Genomic DNA, 15,305 nt, shown 5'->3' with positions numbered 1-15,305 from the left:
TGATCTGGAAAGAGTGTCGTTTGAGCCTAAGACAGTGCGTGTGGTGTTTGGCCAGTAAGGGCAATGCCTAGCAAAAAAGGCGCCCGATCAAGGCGCCCTTGGTGATTTTGGGATCAGACCTTGAGGTTCGGAATGATCTGCTTCTTACGGCTCATGATCCCGGGCAGAACGACCGCGTCGCCATCAACCGAAGCGCCAAAGCTTTTCTCGGCCACGGCTTTGACCAGATCGTTGGGAACCAGCAGGGTGGCTTCTTCGTTCAGAATATCGACCACGAACAGCAATACCTGATCGACACCGTCCTCTTTGGCTACGTCGGCCATCGACGCCGCAAGGCTGTCTTTGCGGTCCAGCACGACACCCGGTGCTGTGGTTTCCAGAACCGAAACGCGGAATTTGGTGCCGTCGACTTCGTATTCCTTGCTGTCCATCCGGATCAGCTCGGCGTCCGAGAATGAGGACACATCTGATTTGGCCGCGAACATTTCTGCAGCATAGGCCGAGACGTCCAGACCCAGATCCGCGGCCAGTTTTTCGGCCACCGCGCGGTCATGCGCGGTTGTGGTGGGCGAGCGGAATTCCAACGTGTCCGACAGGATGCAGGTCAGCGCCGCGCCTTTGATGGCATCGGGCATTTTGGCGGCATCGTCGCCGATCATGTCGACCATGATAGTGGCGGTGCAGGCCAGCGGCCGCACGGTGATGTCGATCGGGCCTTTGGTTTCCAGACCGCCGACCAGTTTGTGGTGGTCGATAATGGCGCGGATATCGGCGCCGTTGATGCTGGCGGGCAGCTCGGCGGGGTTGTTCGTGTCGACAATAACAACCGGTGCGTCAGCCTCTACGTCTGTGATGATGCGCGGCTTGGGCAGGTCCCAGTGCTGCAGCATAAAGGCTGCTTCAGTGTTGGGTTCGCCCAGCAGGACAGGCTCGGCCTGTTCGCCTTTGATTTCGTTCATGTACCACGACCACAGGATCGGCGAACCGGTGGAATCAGTGTCGGGGGATTTATGTCCAAATACGAGGGTTGTCATTTCAGCGTCCTGAGGAGAGTAGATTTGGGCGCCTTATAGGGTGGTCTGGCACACTTGTCACCCGCCCCTGCGTAAACAGCGACGAAGGGTAAGGCCGGGCCTAGAAAGCGGCACGTTTCAGCGTGTATCCAGCCTGTTCCAACTGGTTCAACAGACCATGGTCATCGCCCAAATGTCCGGCGCCCACAGCAATGACCACCGTTTGGTCCTGAATGGCCAATATGTGCTGCATCCAGTTGTTGTTGCGCCCGACTAGAAGTTGCTGTTCGAAACTAGACCACTCTTCGTCGAAGACCTCTTGTGACAGACCGGATGTTTCAAGCCCTTGTAGTCTGGCAAATTGGATGATCTCTGCGTGCTTTTCTTCCAGATAGGCATTGACCATAGTCGCCAGCTGATCCTCGCTGCTTTCAAAGGCACTGGCCATGCGGATCAGTGATTGCACCTGCTTTTCGATCGGGTGCTGGTCAAACATCGCCATCAGATCGTCAATCTGCTCTAAAGAGTACTGGGGGATGTCATGGGCTTCGGCCATGTCGGTCAGGCGCGCGTCCATTCCATAGCTGGCTTCCGGATTCTCGGTCATGCATGGGGGGACACCCAGCATCATGCTCAGAAACCAGGGGCGCATTTTTGCAGCCATCCAACTGGGGATGCCACGCTCTGCCAGGCCGCTGGACAGGGCGGCCCAGTCCTCTTCCGGCATCAGCTCAATCAGGGTGGGACCTGAGGTTATCAGAACAGGGCTGAGGTCTTTGGCCAATTCCTGTTCAAATGCAGTCATTTCGTCCTGGGTCACTTCGAAATAGAACGCATCCGCCTGGCTGAGTGTCGGTTCCAGCCTTTCTGTGACGGCGTCCATACGCGGGTCGTTTGTGTGCAGCGTTCCTATCAGATGCAGAACTGTATCGCCTTTTGTCGCGATCCAGTGATTTCCTTCCGGGTACGGGAAGTCGGCCAAAGCCTGCTGCAAATCAGCTTGCGCCTCTGGACTTAGGTCAGACCTCAGGTCGCGCCCCTCGCAGGCCGCTTGGGCCGAGAAAGGTACCAGCAGACAAGCCAAAAAGATCAAAAAACGCATCGTACCATCCTGGTTGGATCAATCCCTATATGGGGTGCGACCTTGCCGGGGCCAAGGCCGGTGTTCAACCTGCCTGGATGGACACTGACCTGATCTGTGTCTGGCATTCCACAGTAATTCGAATAGCATGAGCCACATGGACCGCGAGCAGGATCTCTACCCCCCAATCAAGGCGCTGTTAGAGCGTCAGGGCTATACCGTCAAAGGCGAGGTCGGTGCGGTCGATGTCATGGCTGTTCGTGAGGGTGAAGAGCCTGTGATTGTAGAGTTGAAGTTGCGTTTCTCATTGGCGCTGTTTCACCAGGCAATCACCCGACTGAAGGTTACTGAAAATGTCTATATCTGTGTTCTCAAGCCCCGCGGACGCACGGCCAGGCGGGCGTTGAAGGACAACACGGCGCTATGTCGAAGGTTGGGCCTTGGCCTGATAACTGTTCGGGCGGATGGCGTTGTCGAGGTGCATTGTGATCCTGGGCCCTACGCCCCGCGAAAAGACAAGGCCAAAACAGCGCGGCTGCTGCGCGAGTTTGACAGGCTTGAAGGTGATCCGAACGCAGGCGGCGCCACACGCCACGGCCTCGTCACCGCCTATCGTCAGGATGCTTTGCGCTGTGCGGCGCATCTTGCAGAATGTGGTGCCACAAAAGGGGCAGATGTTGCTAAGGCAACCGGTGTTTCGATTGCGACCCGGCTGATGCGCGAAAACCATTATGGCTGGTTCGACAAAATTGCAAAAGGTGTCTACGCCTTGTCGGAATCCGGACAAGAGGGTCTGAAGCACTGGGCCTATAGCTGGGATCAGCCTGACTGAGTCCCAAGGATAAAAAATTCTTCACGCTTGTTGACTCAGGGATTTCGACCCCCTAGCTATACGCCGTTATCACTCGCAAGGGTCGAGTGCTAACGCCTCACCGCAAGGTGAGGGGAGGATAAATAAACTTTGAGCCCAAGGAGCTGCAAAGATGGCATTGAAACCGCTTCATGACCGCGTGTTGGTTCGCCGTACCGAAAGCGATGAGAAAACCGCTGGTGGTCTGATCATTCCAGACAGCGCAAAAGAAAAGCCCAGCGAAGGCGAAGTTGTTGCGACCGGCGAAGGCGCACGCAAGGACAGCGGCGAGCTGATCGCAATGGCTGTAAAAGCTGGCGACAAGATCCTGTTCGGCAAATGGTCGGGCACTGAGGTTCAGGTCAACGGCGAAGAGCTGCTGATGATGAAAGAAAGCGACATCATGGGGATCATCGAGTAAGCCCACGCGCTTCCTCTGATCTTCATCCCAATACATTTTCTCAAGGAGAAACGACATGGCTGCTAAGGACGTCAAGTTCGACACCGATGCCCGTAACCGCATGCTGGCAGGTGTGAACATCCTGGCCGACGCTGTCAAAGTGACCCTGGGCCCCAAAGGCCGCAACGTGGTTCTGGACAAATCTTTCGGCGCACCGCGCATCACCAAAGACGGTGTTTCGGTTGCCAAGGAAATCGAACTGGAAGACAAGTTCGAAAACATGGGCGCGCAGATGGTGAAAGAAGTCGCCAGCCGCACCAATGACGAGGCCGGCGACGGCACCACCACCGCAACCGTTCTGGCTCAGTCCATCGTCAAAGAAGGTCTGAAGCAGGTTGCAGCGGGCCTGAACCCGATGGACCTGAAGCGCGGCATCGACCTGGCAACTGCCAAGGTTGTTGAAGGCATCAAGAACGCCTCGCGTGAAGTCAAGGACTCGGCTGAAGTTGCTCAGGTTGGCACCATTTCTTCCAACGGTGAAACCGAGATCGGCCAGCAAATCGCAGACGCGATGCAGAAGGTCGGCAACGAAGGTGTTATCACCGTCGAAGAAAACAAAGGCCTGGAAACCCAGACCGATGTTGTCGAAGGCATGCAGTTCGACCGCGGCTACCTGTCGCCTTACTTTGTCACCAACGCTGACAAGATGGTTGCAGACCTCGAAGACTGCATGATCCTGTTGCACGAAAAGAAACTGTCCTCGCTTCAGCCGATGGTTCCGCTGCTCGAGCAAGTGATCCAGTCGCAAAAGCCGCTGCTGATCATTGCAGAAGACGTTGAAGGCGAAGCGCTGGCAACTCTGGTTGTAAACAAACTGCGCGGCGGCCTGAAAATTGCTGCTGTCAAAGCACCGGGCTTCGGCGATCGCCGTAAGGCCATGCTGCAGGACATCGCAATCCTGACCGGCGGTCAGGTCATCAGCGAAGATCTGGGCATGAAGCTTGAGTCCGTGACCATGGACATGCTGGGCACTGCCAAGAAAATCGAAATCACCAAAGACGAAACCACCATCGTCGACGGTGCTGGCGAAAAAGCCGAGATCGAAGCGCGTGTTGCTCAGATCCGCACCCAGATCGAAGAAACCTCGTCGGACTACGACCGTGAAAAGCTGCAAGAGCGCGTTGCCAAACTGGCAGGCGGTGTTGCTGTTATCCGCGTCGGCGGCATGACCGAAGTTGAAGTGAAAGAGCGTAAGGACCGTGTGGACGATGCTCTGAACGCGACCCGCGCTGCTGTTCAAGAAGGCGTTGTCGTGGGCGGCGGTGTTGCTCTGGTTCAGGCCGGTAAAGCACTGGACACTCTGCAAGGCGCAAACGCTGATCAGGACGCAGGCATCAACATCGTTCGTAAGGCAATCGAAGCGCCTCTGCGCCAGATCGCTGAAAACGCAGGTGTCGACGGTGCGGTTGTTGCGGGCAAAGTTCGCGAAAGCGACGATGTGGCATTTGGCTTCAATGCGCAGACTGAAGAATATGGTGACATGTTCGCATTCGGCGTGATTGACCCGGCCAAAGTTGTCCGTACCGCATTGGAAGATGCAGCGTCGGTTGCCGGCTTGCTGATCACTACCGAAGCAATGGTTGCTGACAAGCCGCAGAAAGATGGACCTGCTGGCGGCGGCATGCCCGACATGGGCGGCATGGGCGGCATGATGTAAAACGTCGAATTCGCTTAGGCGAATTCCGGCGGCCCCACAGGCGCTTGGCAGTATAGCCAAACTGCCCAGAGGGGAGCTGCAGAGCTAAGGAACGGGGTCGCCTTCGGGCGGCCCCGTTTCGTTTTGGCACGCCGCTTATAACTGAAACTGTGGCTCAAACTGTTCCGAGGTCGACGGTCTAACCGGTCCCTTCAGGAAAGTGAGTACCCAAACCGGTGTGAAACCGATATCGGGTTGATATGCGACTGTTCCTTCTGACCGCCCTCACCATGTGCGCCTTTGCAGCGAACTCCATTCTGAACCGGATGGCCGTTGAAGGCGGCGATAGCGACCCGGCGGGGTTTGCGGTTATGCGCGTTCTGGCAGGGGCGCTGATGCTGGCGGTGCTGGTTCTGATACGTGGCGGCAGCCTGCCGTTGCGCAGCCCTCGCCGGTTCATTGGCGCTGGCGCCTTGTCGCTTTACATGATCGGGTTCTCGATCGCCTATCTTACACTGGATGCCGGGCTGGGCGCCTTGATCCTGTTTGGGGTAGTGCAAATCACGATGTTCGTGGCCACTGCCGTGACTGGAAATTCACCGACACGACAGCAACTTCTGGGGGCGGCGATTGCATTGGGTGGCCTCGCCTATGTGCTTTGGCCGTCGGGCACGGTTCGCGTGGACCCGGTCGGAGCCGCTCTGATGTGCGCTGCCGGGATTGGCTGGGCAGCATATTCTCTGGCGGGACGGTCCGAGCCAAATGCGCTTGCCGGTACGGCGGCGAATTTCGTCATTGCCCTTCCGGTGACGGCCGGAGCTTTGCTGCTGCTCGGCGGAGGTTGGCAGATGACGGGCACCGGTTTGCTACTGTCGGCAATATCCGGGGCGGTCACTTCGGGGCTGGGATATGCGTTGTGGTACCGTGTTTTGCCCCAACTGGCACCGACCGTTGCAGCTGTGGTGCAGTTGAGCGTGCCCGTGATTGCTATTCTGGGCGGTGTCCTCTTGCTGAGCGAAACAGCAGAGGCCCGGCTTTTGATTGGCGCAGCGCTGGTGTTGGGCGGCATCGCGCTGGCGGTGCTGCGACGTCAGCGGGGGTAGGGCTTTCATCAGCGGCGCTAAGGCATTATCTGGCGCTTATGAAAATTCTGATCGCCCTGCTTATCTTTCTGCTCCCCGCCGCGGCCAGCGCGAAATGCGTGGTCTTGTTGCATGGTCTTGCGCGGACCGAGGCCTCTTTCACCGTGATGGAGCAGCTGTTCAAGTCACATGACTATTCGGTTGTGCGCCCGGGCTATCCCTCGACCGAGATCGGTATTCCCGAACTGGCCGAACAAACCATTCCTGATGCCTTTGCGTCTTGTGGCGATGACACTGTCAATGTGGTGGCACATTCGATGGGCGGCATTTTGTTGCGCTATTGGCTCAAGGATCATAGCCCGGAAAACCTGGGTCGTGTCGTCATGCTGGGGCCGCCCAATCAGGGCAGCCAACTGGTCGATGAACTTAGCGCGTGGGAGGTGTTCGGCTATCTCAACGGACCTGCGGGGCTTCAACTGGGCACAGGTGCCGAAGGGATTCCGGGTCGTCTACCGCCGGTGGATTTTGAACTGGGTGTTATCGCAGGCGAGCACTCATTAAACCCGGTGTTTTCTTCACTGATTGATGGGCCTGATGACGGTAAGGTTTCGGTTGAAAGCACCAAGGTCGAAGGAATGACTGATCACCTGGTTCTGCCGGTGACCCACACGTTCATGATGAACAATCCGCGGGTCATGGCTCAGGCCCTGCACTTCATCGAATTCGGCCAGTTCGACCCGCAGATCACCTGGCTTGACGGGGTGATGGAAGCTATTGACGAGATCTGCATCGGACAGGATTGCTCGGAACCTGACTCGGAGTCCACGCAATGACCGCATTAAGCCTGACCCTGACCGGTGCAGAGGTTCTTCTGCCCGACGAGGGGCTGACGGATGCCGATCTGTCTATTGCCGATGGCGTGGTTCAGACAGGCCCTGCCGGGCGGCAGATCAACCTATCAGGATATCTGGTTCTGCCCGGTATTATCGACCTGCATGGTGATGGGTTTGAACGGCACATCGCGCCCCGTCGCGGTGCCATGAAGCAGATGAACGAAGGGATCCTCTCGGTCGAGGCTGAACTGGCGGCCAATGGCATCACCACAGCCGTTCTGGCCCAGTTTTACAGTTGGGAAGGTGGGGTGCGCGGGCCTGAGTTCGCAGGGCAGGTGTTTGATGCCATTGCGGCAGTCAAGGACCACACCGTCACCGATCTGATGCCCCAGCTTCGGTTCGAAACGCATATGCTGGACAATTACGCCGGACTGGCAGAAAAGATTGCGGCTTGGCAGGTGCCCTATGTCGTGTTCAACGACCACCTGCCGCATGACCGTCTGGCTGAGGGGCGTAAGCCCCCGCGTCTGACCGGACAGGCGCTCAAGGCCGGTCGCAATCCCGAGGTGCATTTCGAAATGCTGCTGTCGATGCATGCTCGCCGGGATGAGGTGTATACCGCACTGGATGTACTCTGTACTGCTTTGACAAAGCAGGGCGTCCGGATGGGCAGCCACGATGACGCCACAGCCCAAACTCGCGCCGATTGGCGCGCGCGGGGCGCGCGGATTTCAGAGTTCCCTGAAACGCTGGAAGCCGCCGAGGCCGCCCGCACCGCCGGGGATCACATCATCCTGGGATCGCCCAATGTGGTGCGCGGCGGGTCGCATAAAGGGAATGTTAGCGCGCTGGACCTGATTGCGATGGGGCTGTGCGATGCACTGGCCTCGGATTATCACTATCCCAGCCCGCGCCGGGCAGCCTTGATGCTGGCCAAATCCGGCCTTCTGGACATGGCGGGCGCATGGGCGCTGGTGTCGTCAGGGCCAGCCCGCGTACTTGGGTTGCAAGATCGCGGCACGCTCACCCCCGGGCAGCGTGCCGATCTGGTCATTCTGGAGGCAGATACAAACCGTGTCGCGGCAACGCTGGCTGCCGGGCGCGTCAGCTATATGGCCGGGGATATCGCCGCGCGGTTTGTCGGCTGATTTACCGCGTGATGCGGTTAAAATGACCCATCTTGCGGCCTGCCTTCACCTCGGCCTTGCCATAAAGATGCAGCGCAACATCACGTTCGGTCGCGAGTTCAGGTACGCGGTCCATATCGTCGCCGATCAGGTTCTCCATCACCACGTCTGAATGACGCTGCCCGTCGCCCAGAGGCCAGCCTGCCACGGCACGGATATGTTGCTCGAATTGATCCACCGCGCAGCCATTCTGTGTCCAATGGCCCGAGTTATGCACGCGCGGTGCGATCTCGTTCACGATCAGACCCTGCGGGGTCACGAACAACTCGACCCCCATGACGCCGACATAGTCCAAGGCGTTCAGGATATTTGCCGCCAACAGGATCGCATCTGTGCGCTTTGCTGCGGGCAGGCGGGCAGGGACGGAGGTGGTATGCAAAATGCCATCGCGATGCACGTTCTCACCGGGGTCGAAACAGGCGACCTGACCATCCAATCCGCGCGCGGCAATGATCGAAACCTCATGGCTGAAATCGACAAAGCCTTCCAGGATCGCAGGCGCACCCGCCATGTCTGCCAGAGCAGTTTCAGCGTCATCGGGGCTGCGTAGCCGGGCCTGTCCCTTGCCGTCATAGCCAAATCGGCGGGTCTTCAGGATGGCAGGGGTGCCGATCTGGTCAATCGCAGCCTTCAGGCTGTCCAGATCCGTGATATCGGCGAAGGGTGCGGTATTCAGGCCCAGCCCTTGCAAGAAAGCCTTTTCGTTCAGTCGATCCTGACTGACCCGCAGCGCCTCGCGCCCCGGGCGGATGGGGCGGTGGACTTCCAGAATGTCCAGTGCTTCGGTGGGGATGTTCTCGAACTCATAGGTGATGACATCGACTGCTTCGGCAAAGGCCTTGAGGGCCTCGGCATCATCATAAGAGGCGGTGGTCACACGATCCGCCACATGACCCGCAGGCGGGGTCGCACCGGGTTCATAAATATGCGACACAAAACCCAGCCGGGCTGCAGCAACGGACAGCATACGGCCCAGTTGACCGCCGCCCAAAATCCCGATTGTCGCGCCGGGGGCGAGCATTTCCACCATTCTCAACTCTCCAAACGTTTGCCAATAGCGCCAAGTGCTGCGTGCAATACCTTGTGCGCGCCCTGATCTTGCAGGGTCTGTGTCATTTGCAGGCTCAGCGTGCCGTCAGTGGCCAGCGCATCGCGTTCGGCCTCTAGGCGGCCTGCGGCCTTCTTATCCATCGCGTGCAGAAAGCCCGATACCAACTGGGTGGTGTAGAATTCGGCCCCGGCTGCGTCTCCGGTTGTGTCTCCCAGCCAAGTTGCTCCGGTCGCCATCAGGTCCAGAAGGCCAGGGACCATGGCGCAAATGGCGAAATGTGCGTTTAGTGCCGCCTCATCTGCGACCTTGATCACCGGGTTTTCCGGTGCGAACAAATCGACCAGCAGTTGATCGTTGCCGAAAGCGACAAGCGGGCAACCACCGGCTTCCAAAAATCCCAGCGGAATGGTTTGCACGATTGCCGGCGCCGGAGAGCAGAGCTCGGTTAGTTCATCTTTCGAAACTGCTGCCATGACCGAGACGATCTGATGGTCGGATCGAAACGTTAAGGCGGCCAGAACGTCCGCAGCGATATGTGGGCGCAGGCACAGGAACACGATCTCGGATGCATCAATCACGGCCTGTGGCGTCGTGACAGACACACCCAGTTCAGCCTTTAGCGCGGTTGAAACCTGGTCATTGCGTTCTGTCACGGAGATCTCGTGCCCTTTACGGGCCAAAAAACGCACCATCGGGGCCGCAATATGGCCCGTGCCGATGAATCCGATCCGGCTCATCCCTCGGGTTCTTCGGGGATTGAGGCCGATAGCGCGTCGCGCCAGGCATCCAGCCGGTCGGCCAGAGCGTTATCCTGCAGCGCCAGAATGCCAGCGGCCATCAATCCCGCATTGGCACCGCCTGCCGACCCGATCGCCATAGTCGCAACCGGAAACCCTTTGGGCATCTGAACAATGGAATAGAGCGAATCGACGCCAGACAGTGCCCGCGTCTGCACCGGAACGCCGATCACAGGAACGCGTGTTTTCGAGGCCATCATACCCGGTAAATGCGCGGCCCCGCCGGCCCCTGCAATGATCACCTGCAATCCGCGCGAGACAGCAGTCTTGCCATAGTCCCACAAGCGATCTGGGGTGCGGTGCGCTGAAACGATGCGTTTTTCATAGGCTACGCCCAGCTCATCCAGAATATCTGCGGCTTCTTTCATCGTGGACCAGTCTGACTGGCTTCCCATGATGATCCCCACTTTAACGTCGCTCATCCGCTTGCGTCCCTGCCTTCCAAAAGAGCGCGAACTATAGCCAAATCCGCCTTTGTGGCAATGCGGTTCAGATGTCTCAGGCGATGATATCCGGGGTCAGGCGGTCTTCGATCAGGCGAATGATGTCTTTCAGGCGCAGTTTCTGCTTTTTCAATCGTTTGATCGTCAGTTGATCCGAGGTGCCAGTGGCCTGAAGCGCCTCGATTGCTTCGTCAAGATCACGGTGTTGACGGCGAAAAACTTCCAGCTCTACCCGCAGAACCTCATCAGTTTTCATCGAAAGATCGGTGGGCGCGTTCATTGGCGACTCAGAGTTGTTGTGGTGCTTGTCACACAAGATAGTGTGTCAGGCTTGATCCGGCCAGACCTTGTGGACATCGCTGTATATTCCCATATTCTATTATACGCGGTTGCCAGAATGGGGCCGCACAACACGTCGCTTTGGCAATAAAGGACGAAAATACGTGTCTAAACTTACTCTGGGCTCATACCCGCATCTTTTGGGGTTCGAGCAGTTGGAACGCCTTCTGGAGCGGTCTGCAAAGGCCGGAAATGAGGGGTATCCGCCCTATAATATTGAACAGACCTCGAATTTTTCCTACCGCATCACCCTGGCTGTGGCTGGGTTTGCAGAAGAGGACCTGTCGATTACCATCGAAGATCGACAGTTAGTGATCCGGGGACGTCAGCGCGACGACAGCGAAGGACGTATCTTTCTACACCGTGGGATCGCGGCACGTCAGTTTCAGCGCATGTTCGTGTTGGCCGATGGGGTCGAGGTTGGCGAAGCGATCATTGAAAATGGCCTGCTGCATGTGGATCTGACCCGCGCCGTGCCCGAAACCGTGGTGCAAACGATCAACATAAGAAAGGGGTAAGAGCAATGAATACACCGTTTGAAATCAACGCCGAAGGCGATCGGATCGTCTATGTCAAAACAGTTGAAGTCGCCGATCTACCTCGGGAAGTTCGCGAACAGGCCGGAGATCTGAGCCTGCTATATGCGGTACACGATGCTGATGGCCAGCAACTGGCACTGGTTGCTGATCGCAAGCTGGCGTTTAACCTGGCGCGCGAGCATGATTTTTCGCCGGTGGCCGTGCACTAAAGCGACCTCCGTACGTTTTCCTCGTGACATCCATGGCCTGTCGGGCGAGACAGTCGAACCTATGATGGTTCGAATATCGGAGTGCACGATACATGAATTGGTTCGACTTTGACTGGGTAGACGCCTTCAGCGATCGCGCCTTTGGTGGCAATGGGTGCGCTGTTGTTCATGGTGGGGCAGCTCTGTCCGAAGACGTCTGCATGGCCTATGTGCGCGAGACGTCCTTGGTTGAATGCACCTTTACTGGCCCGTCCGATGTGGCCGATTTCCGGGTTCGTTATTTTCTGGCCAGTCGCGAAATCCCCTTTGCCGGGCATCCCACGATCGCAACCGTAGCTGCAATGCAGTCCAGAGGAATGCTGCAAGGCAATACCCTGACGCTTGAAACCGGTGCGGGGATCGTTTCGATCTGCATCAGCGGTGATGAAATCGAGATGACGCAGATTGCACCACAATTCGGCGCCTATGTTCCCGCCGAGCTGGTCGCCTCTGCCATCAGCCTGCCCAAAGAGGCGATCATCTCGCCGCCGCAATTTGTTTCTACCGGGCTGCCCTTCTGTGTCACTGTTCTTCGTGATCACGACGCCCTGCGCGCGGCAAAACTGGTCGAAAGGCCTTTGCGCGAGATTGCCGAAAAGGCGGGCTTTTCCGGCTCCGATATGGCCGAACCTTTTCTTGTAACGCTCAAAGGCGCGACCAAAGCAGGCGATACATTCTCAAGATTGCTGTTGGCCCCGCCCAGCCCGCCCGAGGATCCGTTTACCGGATCTGCCACTGGTGCGATGGCGGCGTATCTCTGGAAACATGGGCTGATGCCAAAGGACGTTTTTATTGCCGAGCAAGGCCATGATATGGGGCGCCCCGGTCAGGCGACTGTTACCCGAGCTGGTCCATCGGATGCGATGACAGGCATCAAGGTCGCCGGTCGCGGGCATATCCTGATGCGGGGTCAGGTTAATTTGCCAGATGCCGGATGATGACAGAACCTGCAATCGCCATATTGCCCTATGGGCATCGGTTAGGGCCGAAACTGGCCACGGTTCCTTTGTCGGAACTGACCTGGCCCGAAGGTTGCCCGGATCGTCTGATCGGAAAAACAGTGGGCGATCTTGCGCACACGGACCATCTGATCATGTACCCCAATTCCACCGTACATTTGCGTCTTCGTCGGGGAACACGTGCGCGGATATCTTTGATGATGGGAGAACCTTCGGCCATCCATGCTAAACATGATCGCATGTTGCGCTATACGTGGCGGCGGTTCTTCCGGGTGCTGACCTTTCATGATGTTTTGTTGCAAGGTATCCCAAACGCCGTGTTTCTGCCTTATGGCGTGACGATGGTTCCTGATTGGCAAGAACTTTTGGTTGAGAAATCTAAATCCTGTTCTCTGATCGCCTCGGCCAAACGTGATCTCGAAGGACATCAGCTGCGCCATTCCGTGATCGACTGGGTTCGTGAATCCGGGGCAGATGTCGATATTATGGGGCGTGGCTATACTCCGTTTGACTTGAAGTCTGACGGGCTGGCCCCATATCGCTATTCGGTGGTGATCGAGAATGTGCGGGAGCGGAATTACTTTTCGGAAAAGCTGACAGACGCGATTTTGTGCTCGACTGTGCCGATCTATTGGGGCTGTCCCAATATTGGTGATTTCTTCGACACATCCGGGATGGTCCTGTGCGATTCCGAGGCCGACATTCGGAGTGCGATTCAAGCCGCTTCGGTCGATGACTATGCCGCGTGTCTAGATGCCCTGCGGGCCAGCCAGTCCAAAGCGGCGGAATTTGGTGATTTCGAAGGACGCGCTGTCGCCGCCATTCGGGCAGAACTATAATCCAATAGAAAAAGGCCCCCGGAAACCGAGGGCCTTTTGCTTGATTCTTTGCGCAGGTTACGATCCGGCGATCAAACCCATGCTTTCCAGCTTGAGCAGAACCTGGTGGGCACAGTTGTCTACGTCCACATTCTCGGTCTCGACGCTCAACTCAGGATTGGCAGGTACGTCGTAGGGATCGGAAATTCCGGTGAATTCCTTGATCTTGCCTTCACGCGCCAGCTTGTACAGGCCCTTGCGGTCGCGGCGTTCGCATTCTTCGATGCTGGTGGCCACATGAACCTCGCAGAAAGCGCCAAACGCTTCGACATCTTCGCGGACGGCGCGGCGGGTCGTGGCGTAGGGTGCGATTGGGGCACAGATAGCGATGCCGCCGTTCTTGGTGATCTCGCTGGCCACATAGCCGATGCGGCGGATGTTCAGGTCGCGGTGCTCTTTCGAGAAGCCCAGTTCCGATGACAGGTTCTTACGAACAATGTCACCATCCAGCAGGGTCACCGGACGACCGCCCATCTCCATCAGCTTTACCATAAGCGCGTTGGCGATGGTCGATTTGCCCGAGCCGGAGAAACCGGTGAAGAATACGGTAAAACCCTGCTGACTGCGCGGCGGTTTGGTCTTGCGCAGTTCGGTCACAACCTCAGGGAAGCTGAACCATTCGGGGATTTCCAGGCCTTCGGCCAGACGGCGGCGCAGTTCTGTGCCGGAGATGTTCAGGATCGTGACGTTGTCTTTGTCGGCGATCTCGTCATTCGGTTCGTATTGAGCGCGTTCCTGCACAAAGACCATGTGCTTGAAATCGACCATTTCGACGCCGATTTCATCCTGGAACTGGCGGAACAAATCCTGTGCGTCGTAGGGGCCATAGAAATCTTCGCCGGCTGAGTTCTTGCCGGGGCCTGCGTGGTCACGGCCGACAATGAAATGCGTGCAGCCGTGGTTGGCGCGGATCAACCCGTGCCACACCGCCTCGCGCGGGCCTGCCATACGCATCGCCAGGTTCAGCAGTGACATCGAAGTTGTCGAGGCCGGGTACTTGTCCAGAACAGCCTCATAGCAACGTACGCGGGTAAAGTGGTCCACGTCGCCCGGCTTGGTCATACCAACAACCGGATGGATCAGCAGGTTGGCCTGCGCCTCTTTGGCGGCGCGGAAGGTCAGTTCCTGATGCGCGCGGTGCAGCGGGTTGCGGGTTTGGAACGCAACAATACGGCGCCAACCCAGCTTGCGGAAATAGGCGCGCAGCTCGTTCGGTGTGTCGCGGCGAGCGCGGAAGTCATAGTGAACGGGCTGTTGGATACCAACAACAGGACCGCCCAAGTAAACCTTGCCCGCAGTGTTGTGCAGGTAGTTGACCGCCGGGTGAGCATCGTCATCTGCGCCAAAGACCTTTTCCGCCTCGCGCGCCTTGTTCGGCGTCCAGCGGTCGGTCACAGTCATGGTGCCCAAAATGACACCTTCTTGGTCGCGCAGTGCAATGTCCTGACCCAGTTTGATGCCCTCAGCGAAGTCTTCGCTGACATCCAACGTGATTGGCATCGGCCAAAGGGTGCCGTCGGCCAGGCGCATGTTTTCGACGACATTGTCGTAATCGGCCTCGCTTAGGAACCCTTTCAGCGGGTTGAACCCGCCATTCATCAGCAGTTCCAGATCACAGATCTGACGAGGGCTCAGGTCCCAGCTTGTCAGGTCGGCAGCTTCTACTTTCAGTTTCTGTGCGGACTCGTACGAAACATAAAGTTCAGAGATCGGCGCCAGATTGCTTAACATCGTCATGGGAATTCTCTTGTCGAAGGATGGATTGGCCAGTGATTCAGGGGCGTTTGCCGGGCATGTGCCCCGGCGGCCGGGTGAAGTCCAGATGGATTTATGAAACAAAGGACGATATGCGCGGTTTTTCTCCGGATTGGAAGGATTTTCCACATTTTGACGCGAAACCCGACGACAA

General features: G+C 57.5%; 17 protein-coding genes. 10 read left to right on the top strand and 7 right to left on the bottom strand.

Features of this window, described 5'->3' with window-relative positions:
• Nucleotides 1-113 precede the first annotated feature (113 nt).
• Nucleotides 114-1,034 (bottom strand): manganese-dependent inorganic pyrophosphatase, encoded by a 921-nt coding sequence (locus AC2FHW_RS11125; protein ID WP_281972652.1) that lies wholly within the window; start codon nucleotides 1,032-1,034, stop codon nucleotides 114-116.
• Nucleotides 1,035-1,134: 100 nt separating this feature from the next.
• Nucleotides 1,135-2,115, bottom strand: coding sequence for a TraB/GumN family protein (locus AC2FHW_RS11120; RefSeq protein ID WP_271949178.1), 981 nt, complete (start codon nucleotides 2,113-2,115; stop codon nucleotides 1,135-1,137).
• 136 nt (nucleotides 2,116-2,251) lie between these two features.
• Here AC2FHW_RS11120 and AC2FHW_RS11115 point away from each other — a divergent pair, with 136 nt between their 5' ends.
• From AC2FHW_RS11115 to AC2FHW_RS11090, 6 genes are all read left to right on the top strand, one after another.
• Nucleotides 2,252-2,926: a DUF2161 domain-containing phosphodiesterase gene (locus AC2FHW_RS11115; protein WP_142636525.1), complete on the top strand. Its 675-nt coding sequence runs from the start codon at nucleotides 2,252-2,254 to the stop codon at nucleotides 2,924-2,926.
• 151 nt (nucleotides 2,927-3,077) lie between these two features.
• Nucleotides 3,078-3,365: a co-chaperone GroES gene (locus tag AC2FHW_RS11110; RefSeq protein WP_120632017.1), complete on the top strand. Its 288-nt coding sequence runs from the start codon at nucleotides 3,078-3,080 to the stop codon at nucleotides 3,363-3,365.
• A gap of 55 nt (nucleotides 3,366-3,420) precedes the next feature.
• Nucleotides 3,421-5,061, top strand: a complete 1,641-nt coding sequence (gene groL / locus AC2FHW_RS11105; RefSeq protein WP_142636527.1) for a chaperonin GroEL — start codon at nucleotides 3,421-3,423, stop codon at nucleotides 5,059-5,061.
• A gap of 239 nt (nucleotides 5,062-5,300) precedes the next feature.
• On the top strand, nucleotides 5,301-6,143 hold the full coding sequence (locus tag AC2FHW_RS11100) for a DMT family transporter (RefSeq protein ID WP_281972653.1): 843 nt from the start codon (nucleotides 5,301-5,303) through the stop codon (nucleotides 6,141-6,143).
• 38 nt (nucleotides 6,144-6,181) lie between these two features.
• Nucleotides 6,182-6,955: an esterase/lipase family protein gene (locus AC2FHW_RS11095; protein WP_496821921.1), complete on the top strand. Its 774-nt coding sequence runs from the start codon at nucleotides 6,182-6,184 to the stop codon at nucleotides 6,953-6,955.
• Nucleotides 6,952-8,103, top strand: a complete 1,152-nt coding sequence (locus AC2FHW_RS11090; protein ID WP_496693885.1) for an alpha-D-ribose 1-methylphosphonate 5-triphosphate diphosphatase — start codon at nucleotides 6,952-6,954, stop codon at nucleotides 8,101-8,103. The genes AC2FHW_RS11095 and AC2FHW_RS11090 overlap by 4 nt, the downstream gene beginning before the upstream one ends.
• Before the next feature lies 1 nt (nucleotide 8,104).
• Here the strand turns inward: AC2FHW_RS11090 and AC2FHW_RS11085 are convergent, their stop codons facing one another.
• From AC2FHW_RS11085 to AC2FHW_RS11070, 4 genes are all read right to left on the bottom strand, one after another.
• On the bottom strand, nucleotides 8,105-9,172 hold the full coding sequence (locus AC2FHW_RS11085; RefSeq protein ID WP_142636535.1) for a 5-(carboxyamino)imidazole ribonucleotide synthase: 1,068 nt from the start codon (nucleotides 9,170-9,172) through the stop codon (nucleotides 8,105-8,107).
• Between the two features lie 2 nt (nucleotides 9,173-9,174).
• Nucleotides 9,175-9,930 carry an NAD(P)-binding domain-containing protein gene (locus AC2FHW_RS11080; protein WP_496701497.1) on the bottom strand — a complete coding sequence of 252 codons (756 nt, stop codon included), beginning with the start codon at nucleotides 9,928-9,930 and terminating at the stop codon, nucleotides 9,175-9,177.
• Nucleotides 9,927-10,412, bottom strand: a complete 486-nt coding sequence (gene purE / locus AC2FHW_RS11075) for a 5-(carboxyamino)imidazole ribonucleotide mutase (RefSeq protein ID WP_271949196.1) — start codon at nucleotides 10,410-10,412, stop codon at nucleotides 9,927-9,929. The genes AC2FHW_RS11080 and purE overlap by 4 nt, the downstream gene beginning before the upstream one ends.
• Before the next feature lie 76 nt (nucleotides 10,413-10,488).
• Complete coding sequence (locus tag AC2FHW_RS11070) at nucleotides 10,489-10,713, bottom strand: YdcH family protein (RefSeq protein ID WP_037308505.1); 225 nt, start codon at nucleotides 10,711-10,713, stop codon at nucleotides 10,489-10,491.
• 163 nt (nucleotides 10,714-10,876) lie between these two features.
• Here AC2FHW_RS11070 and AC2FHW_RS11065 point away from each other — a divergent pair, with 163 nt between their 5' ends.
• The 4 genes from AC2FHW_RS11065 to AC2FHW_RS11050 all read left to right on the top strand — a co-directional run bounded on the left by AC2FHW_RS11065 (nucleotide 10,877) and on the right by AC2FHW_RS11050 (nucleotide 13,357).
• Complete coding sequence (locus tag AC2FHW_RS11065) at nucleotides 10,877-11,290, top strand: Hsp20 family protein (RefSeq protein ID WP_142636541.1); 414 nt, start codon at nucleotides 10,877-10,879, stop codon at nucleotides 11,288-11,290.
• A gap of 5 nt (nucleotides 11,291-11,295) precedes the next feature.
• Nucleotides 11,296-11,520 (top strand): DUF1150 family protein, encoded by a 225-nt coding sequence (locus tag AC2FHW_RS11060; RefSeq protein ID WP_142636543.1) that lies wholly within the window; start codon nucleotides 11,296-11,298, stop codon nucleotides 11,518-11,520.
• A gap of 92 nt (nucleotides 11,521-11,612) precedes the next feature.
• Nucleotides 11,613-12,497 (top strand): PhzF family phenazine biosynthesis protein, encoded by an 885-nt coding sequence (locus tag AC2FHW_RS11055; protein WP_142636545.1) that lies wholly within the window; start codon nucleotides 11,613-11,615, stop codon nucleotides 12,495-12,497.
• The gene (locus AC2FHW_RS11050) at nucleotides 12,497-13,357 is read left to right on the top strand and encodes a glycosyltransferase family 10 fucosyltransferase (protein WP_142636547.1); all 861 of its coding nucleotides are present in this window, start codon (nucleotides 12,497-12,499) and stop codon (nucleotides 13,355-13,357) included. Before AC2FHW_RS11055 ends, AC2FHW_RS11050 begins: the two co-directional genes overlap by 1 nt.
• A gap of 57 nt (nucleotides 13,358-13,414) precedes the next feature.
• Here AC2FHW_RS11050 and AC2FHW_RS11045 read toward each other — a convergent pair whose 3' ends face one another.
• Nucleotides 13,415-15,133: a bifunctional sulfate adenylyltransferase/adenylylsulfate kinase gene (locus tag AC2FHW_RS11045; protein ID WP_142636548.1), complete on the bottom strand. Its 1,719-nt coding sequence runs from the start codon at nucleotides 15,131-15,133 to the stop codon at nucleotides 13,415-13,417.
• Nucleotides 15,134-15,305: the final 172 nt, after the last annotated feature.

This window comes from Ruegeria sp. YTSA108, assembly GCF_059610185.1.
Note: the sequence above shows the minus strand (reverse complement) of the source record. Positions and strands in the feature narration are given on the sequence as shown.